Origin of the sequence: Formosa sediminum (genome assembly GCF_007197735.1) — a bacterium.
Taxonomy (GTDB): Bacteria; Bacteroidota; Bacteroidia; order Flavobacteriales; family Flavobacteriaceae; genus Formosa; species Formosa sediminum.
On record NZ_CP041637.1, the window covers coordinates 1,823,640 to 1,848,328 of the forward strand.

Genomic DNA, 24,689 nt, shown 5'->3' on the forward strand with positions numbered 1-24,689 from the left:
GCATGAATCATTTATCACTTATTATAAAAAGAGAGTATTTTACGAAAGTAAAAAATAAAGCCTTTATTGTAATGACTATTATTAGTCCTATCGTGCTTATTGCTCTTATTGCAACAGTGGCATATTTATCGCAAATAAGTAACAACAAGGTTAGGACTATAGCAATATTAGATGAATCCGGTTTAATAAAAAATACGTTTGTAGATACAGAGACAATAAAATATAAGTATTTAGAACATACAGATCTAGAAGCCGCTAAAGTTTTAGTAAAAGCGCAAGAAGATTACGGTTTACTCCATATTGAAAAAAGCCTAGATGTAAATTATTTAGAAAATCATGTGAAGTTTTATTCTGAAGATTCACCATCACTATCTGTGGTTACCAGTTTAGAAAACAAAGTTGAAAAATCACTTACCGATATTAAATTACAACAAGTAGGCGTAGATTTAGATAAAATAGAATCGGCAAAGATTGATGTAAGTATTGTACAAGAAAATTTTTCTGGCGAAAAAACCTCTAAAATAGAGAGTATTATAAAGCTAGCCTTTGGGGGTGCTGCAGGGTATTTATTATTTATGTTTATAATAATTTACGGAAACATGATAATGCGCAGTGTTATAGAAGAAAAAACAAGTCGTGTTATAGAGGTTATTATTTCTTCAGTTAAGCCAATGCAACTAATGTTAGGTAAAATAATAGGGACCTCGTTAGCCGGTATTACTCAAATTAGTATTTGGATTATTTTAGGCGGATTGCTTACGGCATTAGTTGGTTTTGTTTTTGGGATAGATATGAGTCAAACTCCGCAACAACAAGTAATTCAACAATCTATATTCGATCAACAATTAAATGGACAAATAGAAACAATCTTAACAGGTTTTTATCATTTACCTCTAACAAATTTAATACTAGCATTTGTACTCTTCTTTATCGCAGGATATTTATTATACAGTTCGCTATATGCAGCTATTGGAGCTGCTGTAGATAATGAAACAGATACGCAACAGTTTGTGTTCCCTATATTAATGCCTTTAATATTATCTGTATATATTGGTTTTTTTACAGTAATTGAAGATCCTCATGGAACAGTTTCTACTATCTTTTCTTTTATTCCATTAACATCACCAGTTGTAATGCTAATGCGTATTCCTTTTGGCGTTCCAATTTGGCAACAGCTTTTATCTTTATTACTTTTAATCGGGTCGTTTTTATGTGCCGTTTGGTTTGCTGCAAAAATATACCGTGTAGGTATATTAATGTATGGTAAAAAGCCAACATACAAAGAGCTTATTAAGTGGATTAAATATTAATAGATGAAGCAAGTTCAAGATTTTTTAAACTTTACGTTCTATTTAGGACAAGATATTTCTGTATCTGTAAAGGCTATTTTTGTTATAGTTTTAGTTCTTTTTGTAACATCTAGATTGTTAAAATTATTAAGCAAACTAGTAACAAGAAAGCTTCCTCAGGATGATAAAGTTAAGTTTGAGATGTTGTTTTCTTATGCCAGCTGGGTGGTATATTTAATAATATTATTAATAACATTTCACTCTATAGGTATAAATGTTACTGCAGTATTTGCAGCTTCCGCAGCCTTATTAATAGGTGTTGGTTTAGCTCTGCAAACTTTAATTCAGGATATTATTTCTGGTGTTTTTATAATTGTAGATCAATCTGTACATGTGGGAGATATTATTGAAGTAGATAATAAAATTGGACGGGTAGAAGAAATAAAATTAAGAACAACACGTGCAGTTACTTTAAATAATCGTGTAATTATTATTCCAAACCATATATTTTTAACAAGTAGTTTATATAACTGGACACAAAACGGTAAAGAAACTAAAGATAGTGTCACCGTAGGCGTTGCTTACGGTAGTGATGTGGCTTTGGTAGAAAAATTGCTCTTACAATCTGTAGATAATCATCCAGATATTCTAACATTTCCAGCCCCAAGAGTTTTGTTTATGGATTTTGGAGATAATGCTCTACTATTTAGAATCGCATTTACGGTACGCGATAGTTTTTTAGGAGAAGGACCTAGAAGTGATGTACGTTTTAAAATTGAAAAATTATTTAGAGCTCACAATATTTCAATCCCGTTTCCGCAGCGTGATTTACATGTCGTTTCTGCACCAGGATTAGATGTTAATCAGGCAAAGAAATAGAAAAAGATGTATTATATTAACGCCTAAACATTATCTAAAAAATAAGATATGCCAAAAATTTTAATTATTGAAGATGAAGCAGCCATTCGTAGAGTTTTGGTTAAAATCTTAGCTGAAGAAAATGATACCTATCATTTAGATGAAGCAGAAGATGGTTTAATTGGAATAGAAAAGATTAAAAAAGACGATTACGATTTGGTATTATGTGATATTAAAATGCCAAAAATGGATGGTGTCGAAGTTTTAGAAGCCGTAAAACTTATAAAACCAGAAACACCAATGGTAATGATTTCTGGGCATGGCGATTTAGATACAGCAGTGCAAACCATGCGTTTAGGAGCTTTCGACTATATCTCTAAACCTCCAGATTTAAATAGATTACTAAACACAGTTAGAAATGCACTTGATAAAAAAGAATTGGTTGTACAAAACAAAATTCTTAAAACTAAAGTAAGTAAAAATTACCAAATGATTGGTGAGAGCCCAGCCATTGCCAGCATTAAAGAAATTATTGAAAAGGTTGCGCCTACAGATGCTCGAGTACTAATTACAGGAGCTAATGGTACAGGGAAAGAATTGGTCGCACATTGGTTACATCAAAAAAGTGAACGTGCTAAAGGTGCTATGGTTGAAGTAAATTGTGCAGCAATACCAAGTGAGCTTATAGAAAGTGAATTGTTTGGTCATGTTAAAGGGGCATTTACAAGCGCAAATAAAGATCGAGCAGGTAAATTTGAAGCTGCTAATGGCGGAACCATTTTTTTAGACGAAATCGGAGATATGAGTTTGTCTGCACAAGCTAAAGTATTACGTGCCCTTCAAGAAAGTCGAGTGCAACGTGTAGGTAGTGATAAAGATATTAAGGTAGATGTGCGAGTAATTGCAGCCACAAATAAAGATTTAAAAAAAGAAATAGAAGCTGGTAGGTTTAGAGAAGATTTATATCACCGTCTTGCAGTTATTTTAATACAAGTGCCTGCTTTAAATGATAGACGTGATGATATTCCGTTATTAGTTAATTATTTTTCAGATAAAATTGCTAAAGAGCAAGGTAATGTTAAAAAAGAATTTTCAGAAGCTGCACTTCAATTGTTGAAATCTTATGATTGGTCAGGAAACATTAGAGAACTTAGAAATGTTGTAGAGCGCTTAATTATTTTAAGCGACGCAGTAGTCGAGGAAAATGATGTTAAACTATACGCTACTAAATAGTAATAAATAATAATTTTGTAAACTATAAAAAAAGCTCTAAGCCATATTGGCATAGAGTTTTTTTTATGCTTAATAATAGAGTATAAAGAGAACTGCTTTAACTAAAAAGTAAGTTACAGTCCCCAAAAAGTCTAAATTTTTTGTCAAAAATGCGATTAATAAAAAGCATTTTTGTTTTTTAGTAGTACAATAAGCCTAAAACCAATCATACGTTATGAAAGATATTGATATTAAAGACTACAAAATAGACTCTAAAATTGCTATTTCAGATTTAAAAACAAGGGTTAATTTACATGCTTCAGAAAAAAAAATCGAAAAAGAATTAGAGAAGGTTAGGATAAAATTAGGCGAGCTACAAAACACCATGTATGCGCATGGTAAATATGCTGTTTTAGCATGTTTTCAAGGTATGGATACTGCAGGGAAAGATAGTTTAATCCGTGAAGTATTTAAAGATTTTAATGTAAGAGGTGTAAACTGTCACAGTTTTAAATCTCCTACAGATTTAGAGTTAAAACACGATTATTTATGGCGCCACTATTTACGCTTACCGCCACGTGGTAAATTTGCTATTTTTAATAGAACACATTACGAGAATGTTTTGGTTACTCGTGTGCACCCAGCTTATATTTTAAATGAAAATATACCAACTATAAAAACAGTCTCAGATGTCAATGATGCATTCTGGAATAAGCGTTTTGAAGAGATTGTTAATTTTGAAAATCATATTACAACTAACGGAACTATAATATTTAAATTTTTCTTAAATCTATCTAAAGATGAGCAACGCGATAGATTAATCCGTAGGTTAGACAAAAAAAATAAAAACTGGAAATTTTCTCCAGACGATCTTAAAGAACGTGAATTGTGGGACGTTTACCAAAATTGTTACGAAGATGCTATAAATAGAACCGCTACCTCTAATGCGCCTTGGTATAATATTCCTGCAGACGATAAGCCTACCGCTCGACTAATTGTAGCAACAATTCTTTATAATACTCTTAAAACGTATACAGACATGAAGGAACCTGAGTTAGACCAAGAAACATACTCGAATATAAAAACGTATAAGTCACAACTAGAAAATGAATAAAATCAAACATTTTCTATATTAATAATTACAATACCCCTAAAAAAACATGAAAAAAATATTTGTCTTACTTGCTTTAAGTATAAGTTATTATGCCATTGGACAAACTGATGAAGAAGTATTAAAAGAAATATATAAGTCGGCTTTAGTCGAAGGTGAAAGTTATAATTGGTTAGAAACTTTGTCGCAAGATATAGGCGGTCGCTTATCGGGATCTTTAAATGCAGAACGCGCGGTGGACTGGGGTAAGGAAGAGTTAGACCAATTGGGTTTAGATAAAGTCTGGTTACAACCCGTAATGGTACCAAAATGGGTACGTGGCGCTAAAGAATTTGCATATATAAAAACAGGAAATGGAGAAACTACTAATGTTAATATTTGTGCGTTAGGAGGATCGGTGTCTACTAACCCTTTAGGATTAACTGCTTCTGTAGTTGAAGTTAAAAACTTTGAAGAATTGGCAGCATTAGGTGAAGCAGGTGTTAAAGGAAAAATAGTGTTTTATAACAGACCAATGCAAGCCGATTTAATTAGTACGTTCGAGGCTTATGGCGGTTGCGTAGATCAACGTTATATGGGGGCTGTGCAAGCTGCAAAATATGGTGCCGCAGGAGTTATTGTTAGATCCATGAATTTAAGAGTAGACGATTTTCCGCATGCAGGAAGTATGACTTATGGCGATTTACCTGCAGAGAAACGTATCCCATCTGCAGCTATAAGCACTAGAGATGCTAACTTATTAAGTAGCATGTTAAAATTAGATAGTTCACTTCAATTTTATTTTAAACAAAACTGTAAACAACTAGCAGATGTAAAATCTTATAATGTGATTGGAGAGATCACAGGATCTCAATATCCAGATGAATATATTATCGTTGGGGGACATTTAGATTCTTGGGATTTAGGAGATGGGTCTCACGATGACGGGGCAGGAATTGTACAGTCTATGGAAGTGTTACGCTTATTTAAAACTTTAAATATTAAACCTAAACACAGTCTTCGTGTGGTTATGTTTATGAATGAAGAAAATGGTTTAAGAGGAGCTACAGAATATGCAAAAGTAGCAAATCAAAAAGGCGAAAAACATGTAGTGTCCCTTGAAAGTGATGCTGGTGGGTTTACACCAAGAGGTTTTAGTTTTGATTGTACCGATGATACATTTAAGAAGGTTTTAAATTGGAAACCGTTATTTAAGCCGTATTTAATCCATTATTTCGAACAAGGCGGAGCCGGAGCAGATGTAGGTCCGTTAAAAACAGATAATAATGTAACGGTAGGATTACGACCAGATTCTCAACGTTATTTTGACCATCATCACGCAGCTAACGATACCTTTGATGCAGTTAATAAAAGGGAATTAGAATTAGGTGCGGCAACCATGGCATCATTAGTGTATTTGTTTGATAACCATGGTATTTAATAAAACACTTTAGGTTAATGAAAATTATTTTATATTTATTTGTAATCACTTTTAACATGTCTATAATGGCTCAAAATACAAGTACATTGCCATACTATGAAATTCCTGAATACCCAGAAACCTATACACCCGGAACTGTAATTTCTCGTATGATTGATGGTTTAGGGTTTCGGTTTTATTGGGCAACCGAAACGTTAACTCCAAACGATTTAGATTTTAAATTAAAACCTGATGGTCGTCCTATTAGAGATATAATGTTGCATTTGTATAGTATGTCTTGTATTATAAGGGACGCTGCTTTAAAAGTTCCACATATAAGAGAAACATTAAAAAAGCCATTATCATATACAGAGTTAAGAACGCTTACCTTAAATAATTATAAAGCAGCTTCAGATATATTTAAAACGGCTGAAAATTTAGAAGGATTTAATATCATTTTTAAAGGTGAACCTGAAGATCGAGTAGTGCCTTTTTGGAATGCTATTAACGGACCTATAGAAGATTCTGTTTGGCATTGCGGGCAAATAGCCACTTCTAGACGTGCATCTGGAAATCCCATAAATCCAAAAATTAATCACTTTACCGGAACTGTTAAACCCTAGAAAAGTGAAGATATAATAAAAAAGCGTGCTTAATTTTTTAAGCGCGCTTTTTTTATACTCAAGCGGTGTGGATTTTAGTAAATACATTCAGTGCTAGTTTTTGGTTATTATTTTAAACTATAAAAAGATTAAAAGTTGGTATAGTTACGGCCTCTTTTTTCTGTTTTTTACATGTTTTATTCTCGTTCAAATTATGTATACTATTCTTATTTAAAATGAAATACTATAATAAAACATTAAATAAACATTATAAAATTCATTAATTTTACAACTCATTTAATAACAAATATGGATTCTGTAAAAGAAAGTATAAAAGAGTTGGGATATATTCCAATGTTGGAAACCTCACAGGAGATTGATTATGTCGCAGAGATTAAGAGACTTAAAGAAGAGAAGAATGCTGTTATTTTGGCACATTATTATCAAGAACCAGCTATTCAAGATTTAGCAGATTATGTAGGAGATAGTTTAGGGTTGTCTTATAAAGCAGCAGAAACCGATGCCGATTTAATAGTGTTTGCTGGGGTACATTTTATGGCCGAAACTGCTAAGATTTTAAATCCGACTAAAAAAGTAATTTTACCAGATTTAAATGCAGGTTGCTCTTTAGCAGATTCTTGTTCTGCAGAAGATTTAGCAACGTTTAAGAAAAAGTATCCTGGGCATATTGTTATTACATATGTAAACACTTCTGCAGAAGTAAAAGCAATTAGCGATATATGTTGTACATCTTCCAATGCAAAAAAAATTGTAGATTCAGTACCATTAGATCAACCTATAATTTTTGCTCCAGATAAAAACTTAGGTGCTTGGGTACAAAAAGAAACAGGCAGAGATATGGTTTTATGGGATGGAGCTTGTATTGTACATGAAGCTTTTTCAATGGATAAATTATTGGCTGTACATAAAGAAAATCCAAAAGCAAGAATTATTGCACACCCAGAATCGGAGGCTCATTTATTAAAAATAGCTGAATATGTGGGCTCTACAGCAGGCCTTATTAATTATGTAAAAACGAATCCAGCAAACGAGTTTATTGTAGCTACCGAAGCAGGTATTTTACATGAAATGCAAAAAGAAGTACCTAATAAAACATTAATTCCAGCACCAGCAAAAGAAAATAATACTTGTGCTTGTAGTGAATGTGCTTATATGAAAATGAATACACTTCAAAAATTATACACGTGTATGAAATATGAGTTGCCAGAAGTTCACGTAGATAAGGCGATTCAAGAAAAAGCATTACTACCTATTCAACGTATGTTAGAAATCTCTTAAAATCAAGAATGAGTCAATTTAATACAGATTACCTTATCTTAGGTTCAGGAGTTGCTGGCCTAACAACAGCCATACGTCTGGCTAAAGCTTTACCAAATAAAGAAATTTTAGTAGTAACTAAAGCTAATAAAAGTGAATCCAATACAAAATATGCGCAAGGAGGTATTGCTGTAGTTTGGGATAAATTAGATTCCTTTGAAGATCATATAAAAGATACCATGATTGCAGGAGAGTATTATAACGATCCTGAAGTTGTAAAAATGGTGGTAGAAGAAGCTCCAGATTGTATGAGGCAACTCATGTCTTGGGGCGCAGATTTTGATTTTAATAATATAGGAGAGTTTGATCTTGGTAAAGAAGGAGGTCATTCTGCGCATCGTATTATTCACCATAAAGATATTACAGGTTTTGAAATTGAGCGTACACTCTTAGAACAAGTCGCTAGGTTAGAAAATATTAAAGTATTACCCTATCATTTTGGTATTGATTTAATTACAGATCACCAATTAAAAGATGCTGATACAAAACATACAAATATAAGATGTTACGGTGCTTATATCATGAATCAAAAAACAAATGCTATAGAACCTTATATAGCATCTAAAACCATTTTATGTGCTGGTGGAATTGGGCAAGTTTACGCTTCAACAACCAATCCGCTAATTGCAACAGGAGATGGTATTGCAATGGCATATAGAGCTTTAGCAAAGATTAAAGATATGGAATTTGTACAATTTCATCCTACAGCATTATTTGAACCTGAGCAAAGTCCGTCGTTTTTAATTTCTGAAGCCGTGCGCGGATTTGGAGCTTATCTAAAAAACAAAAAAGGAGAGCGCTTTATGCTTGATATTGATGAGCGTGGCGAGTTAGCCCCTAGAGATATTGTAGCTAGAGCAATAGATAATGAAATACATACTACAGGAGAACGCCATGTATTTTTAGATTGTACACATTTAGATTATGATGCGTTTATCAAGCATTTTCCTAATATTAACGACAAGTGTTTAGCCATAGGTATAGATATAAGAAAACAAATGATTCCGGTTGTACCAGCATGCCATTATGCCTGTGGAGGTATAGAAGTCAATACTAATGGAGAGACAACTATTGAAGACTTGTATGCTGCAGGAGAATGCACAAGTACGGGTTTACATGGAGCAAATCGATTAGCGTCTAACTCCTTATTGGAAGCATTAGTCTATGCAAATCATATAGCAGATCACGTGATCGCACACGTAGATGAGGTTAAACCTGTAAATGTAAACGCGCCAGATTGGAATGACGATGGAACCTCTACACCTAAAGAATTAATTTTAATTACACATTATAGAAATACAATTCAGCATATTATGTCGGATTTAGTAGCCATTGTTAGAACTAATAGTAAGCTTAAAGAGGCTGCTAAACATTTACGTTATGTAGAAGATTCTACAAGAGATCTATATGTAGGGTCTAAACTATCGGTTCAGATTTGCGAACTTCGTAACTTAAATACAATAGCAAATTTAATTGTAGAGCAATCTGCACGTCGTAAAACAAATATGGGAGGTTTTTATAATTCAGACTTAGTACAAGCAGAATAAATATCTCATATATATTTAAAATAAAAGCGCGTTAACTATTGTTAACGCGCTTTTATTTTATAAAGTAACTTCTACTTGGTTTCTAATAATATCTTCAAAGGTTTCACGCTCCCTAATTAATAAGGCTTTGTCTTTATGCCAAAGTACTTCAGCAGGTCGAAAACGTGAATTATAGTTTGAAGCCATAGAGTAACAATAGGCTCCTGCATTTTGGAATGCAAGGACATCTCCTTCTGTAATTTCATTAATTCTACGGTTGTTAGCAAAAGTATCGGTTTCACAAATATAACCTACAACAGAGTAAAAACGCTCGCGACCTTTCGGGTTTGAAATGTTTGTAATAACATGTTGAGATCCGTAAAACATCGGACGAATTAAATGGTTAAAACCAGAGTCTATCTGTGCAAATACTGTAGATGTTGTTTGTTTTACAGCATTTACTTTAGCTAAAAACACTCCAGATTCACTCACTAAAAATTTTCCTGGTTCGAAACCTAAGGTTAATTCCTTTCCGTATTCTTTACAGAATTCATTAAAACGTTTAGAAAGTTTAGTGCCAAATTCTTCAATATTTGTTTCAATATCTCCCTTAGAGTATGGGACTTTAAAACCAGAACCAAAATCTAAAAACTCTAAATCTTTAAAATGTTTAGCTGTATCAAATAAAATTTCGCTAGCATATAAAAAGACATCAATATCTAAAATATCACTTCCTGTATGCATATGAATCCCGTTTATATGCATACCTGTATTTTCTACAATTCTTAAGATATGAGGAATTTGATGTACAGAAATTCCAAATTTAGAATCGATATGGCCTACAGATATGTTAGCATTTCCTCCAGCCATAACATGCGGGTTAATACGAATACATACTGGTATTTTTGGGTGTTTTGTCCCAAATTGTTCTAAAATAGAAAGGTTGTCTATATTTATTTGTACGCCTAATTTAGAAGCTTCTTCAATCTCTTCTAAAGATACACCGTTAGGAGTAAAGATAATTTGATCTGCAGAAAAGCCAGCTTTTAATCCTAATTGAACTTCTTGAATAGAGACCGTATCAAGTCCTGCTCCAAGATTTTTCATTAATTTTAAGATAGTAAGGTTAGATAATGCTTTAACTGCATAATTAACCTTTAGCTGTTTCACCTTATTAAAAGCAGAAGTTAAACGTTTATATTGTGTCTCTATTTTTTCAGAGTCATACACATACACCGGACTTCCAAAGTCGCTTGCAATTTTTAATAAAGTGTTATTATTCATTTTATGATAAATTAAATTCGCCGCAAATCTATAAAGTTTTTATCAGTTTGAGACCTATTATTTGTCAAAAAAACAAAGAAAAGAATAGCGTATTAATAATATAATGTATTAGATGCTAAAAAATATTGGTTAAAAGATAATGGTTGTTTACATTTGTGAGGCAATAAATTAAAATCTAATGAACTTACACGAATATCAAGGAAAAGAAATTTTAAATAGTTTTGGCGTACGTATTCAACGCGGTAAAGTAGCACAAAATGCTCAAGAAGCAGTTGAAGTAGCAAAAGAATTAACAGCAGAAACAGAAACAAGCTGGTATGTTGTTAAGGCTCAAGTTCACGCTGGTGGACGTGGTAAAGGTGGTGGCGTTAAATTAGCCAAGAATTTACAAGAGGTAGAAAAAATTGCTGGTGAGATTATAGGTATGGATCTAGTAACACCTCAAACATCTGCTGAAGGTAAACGCGTACACCAAGTTTTAATCGCAGAAGATGTATACTACCCAGGAGAGAGTGAGACAGAAGAATATTATATGTCTGTGTTATTAAATCGTGGTACAGGACGTAATATGATTATGTATTCTACTGAAGGTGGAATGGATATTGAAACTGTTGCAGAAGAAACACCTCATTTAATTTTTACAGAGGAAATTGATCCTGCTGTTGGAGTTTTACCGTTTCAAGCAAGACGCATTGCTTTTAATTTAGGGTTATCTGGAAATGCATTTAAAGAAATGACTAAGTTTGTTACTAATCTTTATACAGCTTACGTAAAGTCTGATTCTTCTTTATTTGAAATTAATCCTGTATTAAAAACTAGCGATAATAAAATACTTGCTGTTGATGCTAAAGTAACTATTGATGATAATGCGTTATACAGACATAAAGACTATTTAGCTTTACGTGATAAGCGTGAAGAAAGTGCTATTGAAGTTGAAGCAGGTGAACTAGGATTAAACTATGTAGATTTAGACGGAAACGTAGGATGTATGGTTAATGGTGCTGGTTTAGCAATGGCTACTATGGATTTAATTAAGCAAGCAGGTGGAGAACCAGCTAACTTCTTAGATGTGGGAGGTACTGCAGATGCTGCACGTGTTGAGGCTGCTTTTAAAATTATTTTAAAAGATCCAAATGTAAAAGCGATCCTTATTAATATATTTGGAGGTATTGTACGTTGTGACAGAGTTGCTCAAGGTGTTATCGATGCTTATAAAAACATGGGTAATATTAATGTTCCAATTATTGTACGTTTACAAGGAACAAATGCAGATATCGCTAAAGAATTAATAGATAATTCTGGTTTAGATGTAATGAGTGCAACACAATTTCAAGAAGCTGCAGATAAAGTACAAGAAGTTTTAGCATAGTTTTAAACTTAAGAGTACTATTTATAATATTAAAAGCGTCTAACTTAATGGTTAGACGCTTTTTTCTTTGATTCTGTTTTATTACTATCTGCCTTTTTAGAAGGCGTTTTTTTTGATTCTGATTTTTTCTTTGGAGACTTTTTGGTGTCTTCTGTTTTTCTAGAAGCAACTTTCTTTGGAAGTGGTCCGCGTAAATGAATAACTAAGCCGTTTAAGAAATTTCTTAAAATCTGATCTCCACACTCCATATATTTTGGGTGATCTTCTCTTCTAAAAAAAGCACCTAATTCACTTTTACTAATTCTAAAATCTACCAATTCTAAAATTTTAACAATATCATCATCTCTTAATTTAAGAGCGACACGTAATTTTTTAAGAACATCATTATTTGTCATATTTTGTTATTTTGTTTTTTTTAATTCAAAGGTGTTTAAAAAAAATCTACTACTCATAGATTTTTTGTCATTTTTAAATTTATGGACTACTTTTTACCACTACTATATGGCTTTTTTAATTAAAAATCCACTTGTGTAATATGTTGGTAGTCAATGTTTTAAAATATGTGTTTAAGTGTTAAATTTAGTTTAAAAATCAATTATTTTTATTGTAACTGTCATGTTTTTAATGTGTTAAATCAGTTGAACGTTCATAAATACCGATTAAATACAAGCCATTTTTCGACAAGTTACATTATATCTACGATTATAAAATATCTATTATAATTAACTTTATATTATTAATAATCTTAATTCCCTCGTTTATGATAAATCGTGTAGAAAAATTGAGTTTACTTTCGGAAATGATTGCTTTTGCAAAAACTGACGACAAGATTAAAACTATCGAGTACAATTTTCTGTTAGGTGTATCTCAACAACTAGATATTTCTAGAGAAGATTTTGATTACCTTATGAAGCATCCCATTGCTTATAAGCATATCGAATCTTATAGTGAACGTATCGTACAATTTCATCGTTTAGTATTATTAATGAACTTAGATAATGAGCGAAGTACAAAAGATGTTATTAAGCTTTTTAATTTTGGACTACGCATGGGACTAAGTCATGAATGTATAAATAAAGTGTTGTACTTAATGGATGGTTTTCCAAATAAAATTGTACCACCAGATGTTTTAATAGATATATTTAAAGTACAGTATAATTAAAAGGTTTATTTTAACTGGTCAAGTTTTTCTTGATATTTTTTAATTTCGTCACGAAATTTAGCGGCTTGCATAAAGTCTAATTCTTTAGCTGCAGCTTCCATTAATTTTCTGCGATCTCTAATATTTTTTTCTAATTGAGGTTTCGTTAAATACTCACTTTCTGGTTCGGCAGCTTTTAAAGCCTCTAGTTCGTAACTATATGTACTAACCGAATTTTTTGCTAAAGCACTATCTAAACTTTTGTTTAGTGCCGTTGGAACCAAATTATGAGTGGTGTTGTAATTAATTTGTTTTTCTCGTCTGTATTCGGTTTCGTCTATAGTTTTTTGCATGCTCTTAGTTATGTTATCTGCATACATAATAGCTTTACCATTTAAATTTCTAGCAGCACGTCCTACAGTTTGTGTTAAAGATCTTGCCGAGCGTAAGAAACCTTCTTTATCTGCATCTAAAATGGCTACTAAAGAAACTTCTGGTAGGTCTAATCCTTCACGTAATAAGTTAACACCTACTAAAACATCAAACAAACCTTTACGCAAATCTTGCATAATTTCTACCCGTTCTAACGTATCTACATCACTGTGTATGTAACGACAACGAATTTGAATGCGGTCTAGATATTTTGTAAGTTCCTCTGCCATACGTTTGGTAAGAGTTGTAACCAGCGTTCGTTCGTCTTTTTCTATACGAAGTTGTATTTCTTCAATTAAATCATCTATTTGGTTTAAACTTGGGCGAACTTCAATAATAGGGTCTAGTAATCCTGTTGGACGAATAACTTGCTCTACATAAATACCATCACTCTTTTGTAATTCGTAATCTGCTGGTGTGGCACTTACATAAATAACTTGGTTTTGAAGTGCTTCAAACTCTTCAAACTTAAGTGGACGGTTATCCATAGCAGCGGGTAATCTAAAACCGTAATCTACTAAATTTTCTTTTCTGCTTCTATCGCCGCCGTACATGGCATGTACTTGTGAGATGGTTACGTGACTCTCGTCTACAACCATTAAATAATCATTTGGAAAATAATCTAATAAGCAGAATGGTCGCGTTCCTGGTTGTCTTCCGTCTAAGTATCTAGAGTAGTTTTCAATTCCAGAGCAATACCCCAATTCTCGTATCATTTCTAAATCAAATTCTGTACGCTCTTTTAAGCGTTTGGCTTCTAAATGCTTCCCAATGTCTTTAAAATAATCGTGTTGTTTAACTAAATCATCTTGAATATCTTTTATAGCATTTTGTAGTACATCTGGAGACGTAACAAACATATTTGCAGGGTAAATTGTAAGTCTATCGTACGTTTCAATAATTTCATTGGTTTGTATGTTAAAGCTTTCAATTTCTTCAATTTCATCACCAAAAAAATGAATCCGGAATGCATCATCAGCATAACTAGGAAAAATGTCTACAGTATCTCCTTTAATTCTAAAATTCCCGTGATTAAAATCTGCTTCTGTTCTGGAGTACAAACTTTGCACTAAACGGTGTAATAATTTAGTGCGAGAAATCACTTGGTCACGTTCTAAAGAAATGACATTTTTTTGAAATTCTACAGGGTTACCAATACCATATAAACAAGATACAGAAGCTACAACTAAGACATCACGACGTCCTGAAAGTAATGACGAAGTTGTACTTAATCTAAGTTTTTCAATTTCTTCGTTTATAGATAAATCTTTTTCAATATATGTCCCAGACACAGGAATGTAGGCTTCTGGCTGATAATAATCGTAGTATGAAACAAAATATTCTACAGCATTGTCCGGAAAAAATTGTTTAAATTCTGAGTACAATTGTGCTGCTAAAGTTTTATTATGAGCTAAAACTAAAGTAGGACGTTGTACCTCTTGAATAACATTAGCAACGGTAAATGTTTTTCCTGAACCCGTTACACCAAGTAAGGTTTGGTATTTTTCGTTGGACTCTATGCCTTGCGTTAATTGTTTTATCGCTGTAGGCTGATCTCCGGTGGGCTTGAATTCTGATTTTATTTTAAAACGCATATTACAAATTTACACAATTTGTACGTAAGAAAAATAAAAGAAATTAAAGCCTTTATTTAGCGTTTTAAACTAAAATGTGATTTAAAAGTTCTGCCATCGTTTAGGGTTAATGTAAACCAATAATCGTCTGAGGGTAAAGGTCTGCCATTTAATGTCCCATCCCAACCTTCATCAGTTGTTCTTAATTCTTTAACAAGTTTTCCATAACGATTAAAAATTAAGATAGTAGATCTTAAAACTAATGTTTGAGATTCATTATCTATTTTCCAAGTATCATGATAGCCGTCTCCGTTTGGTGTGAAAAATTTTGGAAACCCTAAAACATCAACATGTCCTTCTGTTATTCCACAATTATTTTTGGTGTCTTTAACTTTTACGATATAATGACCAGGATATACATTAGTAAAATAATTACTGGATTGGTATGCAGTATAAGCAATGCCGTCTTTAAATAAGGCATATTCGTAATTTCCTAAACCATTAGCTTTAACGGTAACAGTATTAATATCTCTTAAATCGTTTACTTCAATACTTGTTATAGTGGCTGGTCCAGATTCTTCTAAGTTAAATGTTTTTAGGGTTACACATTTTGTGGCTTTTTCTGTGATGGCAACTTCATAATTTCCTACCGGTGAAGTTGTATACTCGTATTGTGTAGCACCAAGAATAGCAGTGTCATCTATAAACCATTGATAGGTGTAATTGTCTATTTCTGAATTTAAAGTGCCTGAATTTAAAGTGACTTCTGTTCCTGTACAATAGTAAGCAGTTTCTGTTAATACAGGGGCGTCTTGCGCGGTTAATGTAAAGGTTTGGTCTGTATAACATCCTGTTTTATTGTAAGTGGCACGTGCATATATTATTTGATTACTCGTTGTACTTACATAAGAATTGCTAGAGGTAATTGGGCTAGCTGCTGTGGTTTCTGGATTAGTTTCGTAAAAAGTAATATCTGCATCAGAACTCACAATAGCAGTATTTAGATTAAACACTGTAAGTCCGTCATTATACGGTAAGGTAGTATCGCATTGAGATAAATCCTGTGTTTCTAGTGTTGGTGTGTCAATTAATTGAATAGAAAAGGTAGTAATATCATAACAACTTGTGTGATTTAAATTTTCTACTCTAGCATAAATATCTTGGGTTTGAAATAAATTCTGATAATTGCTAGGAGCAACAATAGCATTAGTATCAGATTCTGCATCTGCTAGTGTTTCAAAATAAACAACTTGATACTCTTCATTGCTCTGGTTGCCTAGAATAGCGTTATCATTTATAGTTAAATTTATTGTTTCTGTATCATCATTATTAAAATCACAAATATCGGTAATGTTATTTGCTGGATTTGCTACAGGTATGTCGTAATACGTTACATAAGCTTCTCCTTCTAAAAGTTCACAAACTGTAGCGCTGTCTGGAGTAATAAGCACTTTGTAGAGTCCTTCTTGATTGGCTTCCATTTTCCAAGGTTCAGATTGATTTTCTAATTTTTCACCATTAAATGTCCAATAGTAATCTGCATTAGTAATTTCATCAGCTTGTAATGTGTAAGTTTTTCCAGTACATAAGGGTAAAATGCTTGTTTCAATACCGTCGCTGGCATGAATAATATCAATTTTTTGATTGAAAAAGGATTGAATAAATGGAGGTAAACCTTGTGTGGAATTATTTCCGCCTAAATCAATAGCATTGTGTTTATAGCTTGCATTTGTTCCTGCTGCATTAGGGTTTTCTATAACACCTAAATAGGGTAATCCGGTATCGTAAGTAGACGCAAGCGCACGATAAATTCTTCCATCAGGTCCCAATTGTAATGCACCTCTAAATAAATTTCTGTTATCTAAAATAACTTGTGAATTTGAAATATCATCGGCATCTAAATCGTATTGAAGTAGCGCTGAGGTGTGTTTGGTAGAATCATAAGAATCTAAACCATTATAGTCATTCGAGGCATGGATATATAAATATTTATTGTTAGGCGAGAATTCCGCTCCATAAGATCTATTGCCTGTTGTGCCTTGAATTAAGATTTGTTTTTGCCCACTAACAACACCAGTTTCGGTATTAAAATCGTATAAAAATAAACCATCACCAACATTTGCACTAACTAGTTTTGTGCCATCAGGAGAAAATTTTAATGCACCACGGCGTTCTGTAATAGTAGAACTTATAATTGATTTTACTGGAACAGTATTAATGGAGTCTGCAGTAATTGAATAGGCATAAAACGTATTAAACGCTAAATTATCATTTTGCCCAGATGCAGTAGATAAGGTTATAACCCAAATAGATTGAGTTTCGCAATCTTTTACAATGGCACTTAATTTTTCAGAACTGTAGGCTAGTAAATTTTTGTTTTTACTGATAACACTGCCTAAACCTCCATTTTTTGTCATGTCTACTATGGAGTAATTAAAGCCTTGACTCGTATCTCCAGAACTTTCAATAGTGTCTACAGTAAAAATATAAAATAAATGATTGTTTTCGTCTCCTGGAAAAGGTACAACAATAGCCGACTGTGTACTAGAGGAATTACCAAATAAACCACTTTCCATAATTTGATGATTTTTATTGTATACAGTAGTTCCATCTGTATAAAATAAAAGGTTCCCATTTTCATCAGATATAGACGATGAGCCTTCGTAGGTATCTATTCTTCCATCTAAAAGTGCAGTAACTTCACCTGTATTAGAGTTAAAATGTATTCCTGCATTTTCGCCAAAATACCAATTGGCTGCTTCGTATTGAGCAAAAAGGAAACCATGCAATAAAATTGTAAGAACGGTTAAGGTGTATTTCATGTATTAGGGAGAACAAGGCTATTATTAAACCTCTAATATATTATAAATCTCTTTTCATTAATAATTTATGAGATAAAAAGACGAAAATAGCAGTCCAAATTAATACAATAAACAGGTCTGAACTATGTACAGCATAATCATAAATCATGTCTGTTTTCTCAGGAAATTTAGTCATCATAACACGCTGAAATGGTTGTTTAATAAGGTTATACATTGATTTTAGAGGGAAAAATCCTTGGATTTTTTCAGCAAGATCTCCACCTGCTTGCCATGCGATAAGACCAAAACCAATCCACTCAACAATATATAATACAAAAAGAGCACCAAGAGCAAAAGCCGATCGTTTCACTAGCATTGCTAAAAATAAGCATAGACTAAAAAAGCCAACCAATTTTACAAAGTAGGCCAATAAGAATTGTGTTTCTCTAAAAATAATACTTATTTCTGTATAACTAGAGTAATATAAACCTATACAAAATGTAGCAATCCCGATTAAGATTGTGGCTATTAAAGAGAAGAATACTATAGTGTAAAATTTAGATAAAATAAATTCTTTTTTACTTAATCCGTCAATTAAATTTTGCTTAATTGTTTTGTTGCTGTACTCATTACCAATCATACTTACTACAACTATAGCAAAGAAAAATTTAAATTGTGAGGCAAAAAATGTGGTAATATGCCAGATAATTGGAAAATTAAAAATACCTAATTCTCCTAATTCTAATGTAAATAAACCAAAGAAGTTAATTTTTATAGAAGATAAAATTAGCACTGTAAATGGTAAAATAAAAGAGATAAAAATCAATACTTTACTGGCACGATTAAGTAACAGTTTTTGTAGTTCTAAATTTAAAAGTCTTAACATAGTTTTGATTTTTGTGGCTTATTGGTTGTCTGTTAATTGTAAAAATTGCTCTTCTAAGCTTTGTTTGCGCTTTACTAAATGAGAAAGAATAATACCTTTTTCAAATAAAAGTTTATTTAATTCTAGAGCATCTAAGGGTTCATTTAATAAAACTCTTAAAATGCCTTGGTCTTCTGTAATTGCACCAAAAAGGTTGTTAGATTCTATAAATGTTCTAAGCGCGGTTTCATTATCAGATTTTAATTCAAAAAAGCCATGACTTGCTATCATTGTATCTACACGGCCAGAGTATAATTTTACCCCTTTTCTTAAAACAACCACATGTGAACATACTTTTTCAACTTCATCTAAGAGGTGAGAAGCTAATAAAATAGTCGTTCCATTTTGGGCAATTTGTTTAATTATTTCTCTAATTTGATGGATACCTTGCGGGTCTAATCCATTTGTTGGCTCGTCTAAAATTAGTATTTCAGGATCGTTTAAAAGTGCAGAAGCAATGGCTAAGCGTTGTTTCATCCCTAAAGAAAAGCTTTGAAATTTGCTATTTTTTCTATCCAACAAACCTACAACTTCTAATTTTTCTTCAATTTTATTAAGCGTTATGCCTTTAATTTTACATACGAGTTTTAAATTCTGGTATGCGGTCATGTAGGGATAAAAGTTGGGCCGTTCTATGATTGCACCTACTTTTTTTAAGGCGTTATGTGTAGAAATACTTCCGTCGAACCAACTAAAATCGCCTGATGTTTTATTAACAACATTTAAAACAATACCTAATGTGGTTGATTTTCCGCTACCGTTAGGTCCTAGAATGCCGTATACATTTCCTTTTTTAATGGTAAATGATAAATTATTAACAGCCGTGAGTGGACCAAATTTTTTTGTAAGGTTATTAATTGTGAGTATGTCTGCCAAAATAGATGGTTTTGTGGTTATAGTAGTAAGACGAATATCCGTAAAATTTGTTACAAGCAACTAAATAAAAGCTTAAAATTGAGTAATTTTGTGTTTATGGATGATTTAAAGATATCAAAAAAGAAACCCTCATTCCCAATTACTGAAAAATTAGATCGGTATTTATCGGAGTATAATAGAAACATTGAATTGCCTATTTTCTATGAAGATTTATTACGTTTTCAAGGGGCTATAACGGTATACGATAAAGATGACGAGGATACCCTTTGGCTTAGGGTGTATTATAATGACTACGAGCGCGAAGAAATTGATTTGTCTTTAAAACGTGTATACTCCAATTTGGTGTCTGATGGGAACGATAAGATATTTCAATTTTTAAGTGTAGATTCTATAGATTTTTGCACGTTTGGAAATTCTCAGCCATTTCGTATAAAAGTTCGTAATATTTTAAATGATAATTATACTCATTTTTATATTAAAAAAGCCGATGCTTCTCGTGTATATGGTTTAGAATTAGAGCATATGTTGTCGCCTAATAGCCTTAACTTTTTAGTTTATAAAAATACTTTAATTGAAGAGCATATTGCGGGTATACCTGGTGATGTGTTTATTAAAGACATGCTGCCTAATTGTACATCTTCAGAAAAATCACAGATAGCAAAAGAGTTTGTTAAGTTTAATGAACGTTGTATGATTCGTTTGTTAGGCGATATGCGTTCTTATAATTATGTGGTAATACCAACACACGATTTTGATCAGATTGTATATAAAGTACGTGCTATAGATTTTGATCAGCAATGTTATGAAGGTAAATTTAATATTTATAGACCGCAGTTTTTTAAAGAAAACCAGACTATGGTAAAACTGGTAAAAGAGAAAATTAGTGATACTTCTATAGATCAATATAAAGTTGAAGAACGTTCTATTATTGCTAAACGTGTGATTAGTTATAAAAAACGTCTTAACAAGTTAATAGATTGTATGATAGATGATGAAATTTCTTCTAAAGAAAATGTAGAGCAATTAGGGTCTATAATTTATAACTATACGTTAGATATGAATTTTAGACATAGTAACTCTATGGGGGAAATATTAAAGCATGGTTTAGACTTTGTAAAACGAAATTATGAAGATGTAAACATGAAAAAACTCATGTAATTAATTCCAGTTTTCGTCAAAATCTAAATTGTCATAATCGTTTAAATCAAAGTCATCATCAAACTCGTCGTAGTCTTCTAAATCATCTTCGGCTTCAAAGTTTCTTTCTGGTACTTCGTCTGGAATTTGGCCATGTACAAACATCAAGTTGGGGTAATCTACACCTTCTACTTCGTCTACTATTTCAGCTAATTCAACAAAAAAGGTCCACATATTAAAGAAATCGTAAACATAAATTAGTTTAGTTTGTTCGCTGTTTAAAATGCTATCTAAAGTTATAGAATTCATTAAGCGTACAGACTCTAAACCATCACTTAAATCAAATAAAGAGAACTCTTCACCCTGATTCCATTCATCATCACTTAGATAAAATGATGCCATTTCATTACCATCAAACCCGAAAGCTTGTGTAATAATATTGTGTAAATCTTCTAAGGTATCGTCTTTACGAATTTCTAAATCGCGAAAAACATCCTCTTCTGTATCGTTGTCTAATATTATTCTGAATCTATAAATCATGCTGAAAAATTAAAGGTCAAATATACTATTTTTATGATTACTTGCTAAAGCGATGTAGCATAAATGTCATGGCTGTTAATAAGAAAAATGCACCCACTTGGTGTAATACGCCTAACCATACTGGAACGTATAAAAGCAATGTAAATACGCCTAGTAAAAATTGAAATACAACTAATATAAGTATTGCTTTAATAGCTTTTTTCTGATTAATAGTTAATTGTAACGCTCTAGATTTATACCATAATAAGACTATTAAAGATACTACAACAATTGCAAGCATTCTGTGAACAAATTGGATACCACTTGGGTTTTCTAAAATATTAGCAGTGAAAGAATCGTAGGCATACACACTTGGATGTATAAATTTTCCTTCGTTCATTAAAGGCCAATGATTATGTAATAACCCTGCTTTTAAACCGGCTATAAATGCACCATAAATTATTTGAATTAATAATATAATATAGGTGCCTATTATTAGATTTCTATATGTTTTATTTATAATTTTTTTATTGGGGTAAATTAAATCTAATGCGACCCAAAGTGTAGCTGCAAAAGTTAAAAAAGCTGCGGTTAAGTGTGCTGCTAATCTAAAGTGACTTACATCTGGCATATCTACCAAACCACTTTTTACCATATACCAGCCTAAAAATCCTTGGAAAGCACCTAAACCTAATAAGATAATACTTTTTTTTATGGTTGAAGTTGTAAGTTGTTTTGTAATTAAAAAATATAAAAATGGGAAGAAAAACACCAGACCAATTACACGACCTATAAGTCGGTGTAACCATTCCCAAAAATAAATACTTTTAAAATCGCTTAGGGTAAAATGAGAATTGTAATGTTTAAACTCTGGATGTTGTTGGTATAATTTAAAAGCGTCTTGCCATTCTGTTTCTCCAATTGGGGGGATGGTTCCTGTAATTAATTTATAATTTGAAATTGAAAGTCCAGAGTCTGTAAGGCGTGTTATACCACCAACGATAACCATAATAAAAATTAAAAAACACCCAGTAAACAACCAGTAAATTACGTTTTTATTGTCTTTTGTTTTCATCTTTTTTGCTTTAAAAAGGGACACAGAATCAGAGATTCCAGAGTTACAGGATTATTAATATGTACGTTTAATTTGTGTAATTAAACTATTGGTTTTCAATTTTAAGGCACACTTTTAAAGTTTAGCTTTCTGTTTTTTTGTTAGGTTCTAAGCCTAACTTTTGTCCTGTTTTTAACATGAGTTTAAAAGCTGCTTCATATTCATTAGGAATCTCTCCTTCTAAAATAGCTTCTTTAATTACATCCTTTATAATTCCGATTTCTCGAGAGGGTTTTAAATTAAACGTGTCCATAATTTCTTCTCCAGAAATTGGAGGCTGAAAATTACGTACATGATCTCGAGCTTCAACTTCAACAATTTTATCTCTAACAATTTTAAAATTATTGTGATATTTCTTAAACTTTTTAGGATTTTTAGTAGTTATGTCTGCTTCACATAACGTCATTAAATCTTCAACAGCATCTCCAGCATCAAAAATTAATCGTCTAACAGCAGAGTCTGTAACAATGTCTTGAGCTAATACAATTGGACGCGAGCTCATGAGTACCATTTTCTGAACAAATTTCATCTTATCGTTCAGGGGCATCTTTAAACGCTTAAATAAGCGATATACCATTTTAGAACCTTCAAATTCATGACCATGAAAGGTCCAGCCTACTTTTTTACTGAATTTTTTAGTAGGTGCTTTCCCTATATCATGCAATAATGCAGCCCAACGCAGCCAGACATTATCAGTGTGTTCTGCAATATTATCTACAACTTCTAAGGTGTGATAAAAATTATCTTTGTGCCGCTGTCCTTCTACTTCATCAATTCCTTTTAAAGCTGTAAGTTCGGGTAAAATATAGTTTAAAAGTTTAGTTTGTTCTAGTAATAAAAATCCTATAGAAGGTACTTTACTTTCAAGTATTTTATTTAATTCTACTACAATACGTTCTTTAGTAATGATTTCTAAACGATGACTATTTTTTGTGATGGCATTTAGCGATTCTGCTTCAATTTCAAAGTTTAGTTGGGTTGCAAATCTAATAGCACGCATCATACGTAATGGGTCGTCGCTATAAGTAATATCTGGATTAAGAGGGGTACGAATTATGTTTTTGTCTAAATCTTCAATCCCATTAAATGGGTCTAAAAGATTTCCAAAGCGGTCCTCGTGTAAATCTAAAGCGAGTGCATTAATTGTAAAATCACGACGATTTTGGTCGTCTTCTAATGTACCGTCTTCTACAACAGGGTTTCTACTATTTTCGTTATAAGATTCTTTGCGTGCGCCAACAAATTCAATTTCAATATCATTATAACGCAACATGGCAGTGCCATATGTTTTAAAAACTTGTACTTGAGGTTTATTTGGTAAATTTTTAGCCACTTCTTTAGCGAGTGCTATACCGCTACCAATAGCTACAACGTCTATGTCTTTTGCAGAACCACGTTCTAAAATAAAATCGCGAACAAACCCACCAATAACGTAACTATCTAATTGTAGTGTTTTGGCAGATTGCGAAATAATTTTAAATATGGGGTTCTGTAATGCTGCTTTGTAATTCATTTATAAAATTTCAATTTACAAATCCCAAATTCCAACATATGTAGTTCGAGATTTGGTGCTTGAAATTTGAGGTGTTACTTTCGTATAACTTTCACAATCCCATTGTTACTTAATTTAATAATAGACGATGGTTTTGTGTTCTTTTTTTCGTGGTGCAAATTTACGACATAGTCTACACCTTTTAAAATATCGGGAGCTATTTCTTTATATGATTTTGGAGTTATGTTACCACTTATGTTTGCAGATGTCGAGACTATAGCACCATTAAACCGTCTTAATAATTGAAAACAAAACTCATCGTCAGGAATACGAATGGCTATAGTGTTGTCTTCGGCTATTAAATTTTGAGCAAGGTTTTGGGGCTCGTCGTAAATAATAGTAATTGGTTCTTCGTGAATATCGAAAATACTATAAGCTGCGTCAGGTATTTTTTTTACATATTTTTTTAGCATTCTATCATCTGCAACTAAACAAATTAAGGCTTTGCTATCTTCACGATTTTTAAGTTGAAATATTTTTTTTACAGCTTCTGGATTAGATGCGTCACAACCAATTCCCCAAACGGTATCTGTAGGGTAGAGTATGAGTCCGCCTGCTTTTAGCGTAGCTACTGCATTTTTTATTTCTGTATTCATAAATTTTAATTAGCGATAAATTTTAAAATACAAA

21 protein-coding genes are annotated in these 24,689 nt (G+C 32.2%); 11 read left to right on the plus strand and 10 right to left on the minus strand.

Annotation, left to right across the window (positions count from 1 at the left end):
- The first annotated feature begins 2 nt into the window (after window positions 1-2).
- From FNB79_RS08030 to nadB, 8 genes are all read left to right on the plus strand, one after another.
- Window positions 3-1,310, plus strand: a complete 1,308-nt coding sequence (locus tag FNB79_RS08030; RefSeq protein ID WP_143380823.1) for an ABC transporter permease — start codon at window positions 3-5, stop codon at window positions 1,308-1,310.
- A gap of 3 nt (window positions 1,311-1,313) precedes the next feature.
- The gene (locus tag FNB79_RS08035) at window positions 1,314-2,168 is read left to right on the plus strand and encodes a mechanosensitive ion channel family protein (protein ID WP_143380824.1); all 855 of its coding nucleotides are present in this window, start codon (window positions 1,314-1,316) and stop codon (window positions 2,166-2,168) included.
- Window positions 2,169-2,216: 48 nt separating this feature from the next.
- Window positions 2,217-3,380: a sigma-54-dependent transcriptional regulator gene (locus tag FNB79_RS08040; RefSeq protein WP_143380825.1), complete on the plus strand. Its 1,164-nt coding sequence runs from the start codon at window positions 2,217-2,219 to the stop codon at window positions 3,378-3,380.
- A 214-nt stretch (window positions 3,381-3,594) separates the two neighbouring features.
- Window positions 3,595-4,473, plus strand: coding sequence for a PPK2 family polyphosphate kinase (locus FNB79_RS08045; RefSeq protein WP_143380826.1), 879 nt, complete (start codon window positions 3,595-3,597; stop codon window positions 4,471-4,473).
- 46 nt (window positions 4,474-4,519) lie between these two features.
- Window positions 4,520-5,890, plus strand: coding sequence for a M28 family peptidase (locus FNB79_RS08050; protein WP_143380827.1), 1,371 nt, complete (start codon window positions 4,520-4,522; stop codon window positions 5,888-5,890).
- Window positions 5,891-5,907: 17 nt separating this feature from the next.
- Window positions 5,908-6,492 carry a hypothetical protein gene (locus FNB79_RS08055; protein WP_143380828.1) on the plus strand — a complete coding sequence of 195 codons (585 nt, stop codon included), beginning with the start codon at window positions 5,908-5,910 and terminating at the stop codon, window positions 6,490-6,492.
- Between the two features lie 279 nt (window positions 6,493-6,771).
- A complete protein-coding gene (gene nadA, locus FNB79_RS08060; RefSeq protein WP_262711368.1) occupies window positions 6,772-7,770 on the plus strand; it encodes a quinolinate synthase NadA in 999 nt (332 codons plus the stop codon).
- 8 nt (window positions 7,771-7,778) lie between these two features.
- Window positions 7,779-9,356, plus strand: a complete 1,578-nt coding sequence (nadB, locus tag FNB79_RS08065) for an L-aspartate oxidase (RefSeq protein ID WP_143380830.1) — start codon at window positions 7,779-7,781, stop codon at window positions 9,354-9,356.
- A gap of 57 nt (window positions 9,357-9,413) precedes the next feature.
- Here nadB and lysA read toward each other — a convergent pair whose 3' ends face one another.
- Window positions 9,414-10,619, minus strand: a complete 1,206-nt coding sequence (gene lysA / locus FNB79_RS08070; protein ID WP_143380831.1) for a diaminopimelate decarboxylase — start codon at window positions 10,617-10,619, stop codon at window positions 9,414-9,416.
- Between the two features lie 178 nt (window positions 10,620-10,797).
- Between lysA and sucC the strand changes: the two genes are divergently transcribed.
- A complete protein-coding gene (gene sucC, locus FNB79_RS08075; RefSeq protein WP_143380832.1) occupies window positions 10,798-11,988 on the plus strand; it encodes an ADP-forming succinate--CoA ligase subunit beta in 1,191 nt (396 codons plus the stop codon).
- Between the two features lie 44 nt (window positions 11,989-12,032).
- On the opposite strand, the gene FNB79_RS08080 is transcribed toward sucC, so the two are convergent.
- Entirely contained in the window at window positions 12,033-12,383 is a 351-nt protein-coding gene (locus tag FNB79_RS08080; protein WP_143380833.1) for a DUF1456 family protein, read from the minus strand.
- 365 nt (window positions 12,384-12,748) lie between these two features.
- On the opposite strand from FNB79_RS08080, the gene FNB79_RS08085 reads away from it, so the two are divergent.
- On the plus strand, window positions 12,749-13,150 hold the full coding sequence (locus FNB79_RS08085; RefSeq protein ID WP_143380834.1) for a TerB family tellurite resistance protein: 402 nt from the start codon (window positions 12,749-12,751) through the stop codon (window positions 13,148-13,150).
- 5 nt (window positions 13,151-13,155) lie between these two features.
- Here FNB79_RS08085 and uvrB read toward each other — a convergent pair whose 3' ends face one another.
- Genes uvrB through FNB79_RS08105 form a run of 4 tightly spaced genes read right to left on the minus strand, consistent with a single transcriptional unit; the run spans window position 13,156 to window position 19,737 of the window.
- Window positions 13,156-15,156 (minus strand): excinuclease ABC subunit UvrB, encoded by a 2,001-nt coding sequence (uvrB, locus tag FNB79_RS08090; RefSeq protein WP_143380835.1) that lies wholly within the window; start codon window positions 15,154-15,156, stop codon window positions 13,156-13,158.
- Between the two features lie 56 nt (window positions 15,157-15,212).
- Window positions 15,213-17,957 carry a T9SS type B sorting domain-containing protein gene (locus FNB79_RS08095; RefSeq protein ID WP_143380836.1) on the minus strand — a complete coding sequence of 915 codons (2,745 nt, stop codon included), beginning with the start codon at window positions 17,955-17,957 and terminating at the stop codon, window positions 15,213-15,215.
- Window positions 17,958-17,997: 40 nt separating this feature from the next.
- Complete coding sequence (locus tag FNB79_RS08100) at window positions 17,998-18,822, minus strand: ABC transporter permease (RefSeq protein ID WP_143380837.1); 825 nt, start codon at window positions 18,820-18,822, stop codon at window positions 17,998-18,000.
- An 18-nt stretch (window positions 18,823-18,840) separates the two neighbouring features.
- Window positions 18,841-19,737, minus strand: coding sequence for an ABC transporter ATP-binding protein (locus tag FNB79_RS08105; RefSeq protein ID WP_143380838.1), 897 nt, complete (start codon window positions 19,735-19,737; stop codon window positions 18,841-18,843).
- Window positions 19,738-19,833: 96 nt separating this feature from the next.
- Between FNB79_RS08105 and FNB79_RS08110 the strand changes: the two genes are divergently transcribed.
- Complete coding sequence (locus FNB79_RS08110; protein ID WP_143382585.1) at window positions 19,834-20,895, plus strand: hypothetical protein; 1,062 nt, start codon at window positions 19,834-19,836, stop codon at window positions 20,893-20,895.
- Here the strand turns inward: FNB79_RS08110 and FNB79_RS08115 are convergent, their stop codons facing one another.
- The 4 genes from FNB79_RS08115 to FNB79_RS08130 all read right to left on the minus strand — a co-directional run bounded on the left by FNB79_RS08115 (window position 20,896) and on the right by FNB79_RS08130 (window position 24,655).
- Window positions 20,896-21,414: an IS1096 element passenger TnpR family protein gene (locus FNB79_RS08115; protein WP_143380839.1), complete on the minus strand. Its 519-nt coding sequence runs from the start codon at window positions 21,412-21,414 to the stop codon at window positions 20,896-20,898.
- A gap of 37 nt (window positions 21,415-21,451) precedes the next feature.
- Window positions 21,452-22,468, minus strand: a complete 1,017-nt coding sequence (locus FNB79_RS08120) for a COX15/CtaA family protein (RefSeq protein ID WP_143380840.1) — start codon at window positions 22,466-22,468, stop codon at window positions 21,452-21,454.
- A 121-nt stretch (window positions 22,469-22,589) separates the two neighbouring features.
- Complete coding sequence (locus FNB79_RS08125) at window positions 22,590-24,020, minus strand: CCA tRNA nucleotidyltransferase (protein ID WP_143380841.1); 1,431 nt, start codon at window positions 24,018-24,020, stop codon at window positions 22,590-22,592.
- A 74-nt stretch (window positions 24,021-24,094) separates the two neighbouring features.
- On the minus strand, window positions 24,095-24,655 hold the full coding sequence (locus tag FNB79_RS08130) for an L-threonylcarbamoyladenylate synthase (protein ID WP_143380842.1): 561 nt from the start codon (window positions 24,653-24,655) through the stop codon (window positions 24,095-24,097).
- Between the last annotated feature and the right edge of the window lie 34 nt (window positions 24,656-24,689).

Bases quoted from the DNA above. Each gene is read 5' to 3' on its own strand.
- FNB79_RS08030 (WP_143380823.1), top strand. From the start codon at position 3: ATGAATCATTTATCACTTATTATAAAAAGAGAGTATTTTACGAAAGTA.
- FNB79_RS08035 (WP_143380824.1), top strand. From the start codon at position 1,314: ATGAAGCAAGTTCAAGATTTTTTAAACTTTACGTTCTATTTAGGACAA.
- FNB79_RS08040 (WP_143380825.1), top strand. From the start codon at position 2,217: ATGCCAAAAATTTTAATTATTGAAGATGAAGCAGCCATTCGTAGAGTT.
- FNB79_RS08045 (WP_143380826.1), top strand. From the start codon at position 3,595: ATGAAAGATATTGATATTAAAGACTACAAAATAGACTCTAAAATTGCT.
- FNB79_RS08050 (WP_143380827.1), top strand. From the start codon at position 4,520: ATGAAAAAAATATTTGTCTTACTTGCTTTAAGTATAAGTTATTATGCC.
- FNB79_RS08055 (WP_143380828.1), top strand. From the start codon at position 5,908: ATGAAAATTATTTTATATTTATTTGTAATCACTTTTAACATGTCTATA.
- nadB (WP_143380830.1), top strand. From the start codon at position 7,779: ATGAGTCAATTTAATACAGATTACCTTATCTTAGGTTCAGGAGTTGCT.
- lysA (WP_143380831.1), bottom strand. From the start codon at position 10,619: ATGAATAATAACACTTTATTAAAAATTGCAAGCGACTTTGGAAGTCCG.
- sucC (WP_143380832.1), top strand. From the start codon at position 10,798: ATGAACTTACACGAATATCAAGGAAAAGAAATTTTAAATAGTTTTGGC.
- FNB79_RS08080 (WP_143380833.1), bottom strand. From the start codon at position 12,383: ATGACAAATAATGATGTTCTTAAAAAATTACGTGTCGCTCTTAAATTA.
- FNB79_RS08085 (WP_143380834.1), top strand. From the start codon at position 12,749: ATGATAAATCGTGTAGAAAAATTGAGTTTACTTTCGGAAATGATTGCT.
- uvrB (WP_143380835.1), bottom strand. From the start codon at position 15,156: ATGCGTTTTAAAATAAAATCAGAATTCAAGCCCACCGGAGATCAGCCT.
- FNB79_RS08095 (WP_143380836.1), bottom strand. From the start codon at position 17,957: ATGAAATACACCTTAACCGTTCTTACAATTTTATTGCATGGTTTCCTT.
- FNB79_RS08100 (WP_143380837.1), bottom strand. From the start codon at position 18,822: ATGTTAAGACTTTTAAATTTAGAACTACAAAAACTGTTACTTAATCGT.
- FNB79_RS08110 (WP_143382585.1), top strand. From the start codon at position 19,834: ATGGATGATTTAAAGATATCAAAAAAGAAACCCTCATTCCCAATTACT.
- FNB79_RS08115 (WP_143380839.1), bottom strand. From the start codon at position 21,414: ATGATTTATAGATTCAGAATAATATTAGACAACGATACAGAAGAGGAT.
- FNB79_RS08120 (WP_143380840.1), bottom strand. From the start codon at position 22,468: ATGAAAACAAAAGACAATAAAAACGTAATTTACTGGTTGTTTACTGGG.
- FNB79_RS08125 (WP_143380841.1), bottom strand. From the start codon at position 24,020: ATGAATTACAAAGCAGCATTACAGAACCCCATATTTAAAATTATTTCG.
- FNB79_RS08130 (WP_143380842.1), bottom strand. From the start codon at position 24,655: ATGAATACAGAAATAAAAAATGCAGTAGCTACGCTAAAAGCAGGCGGA.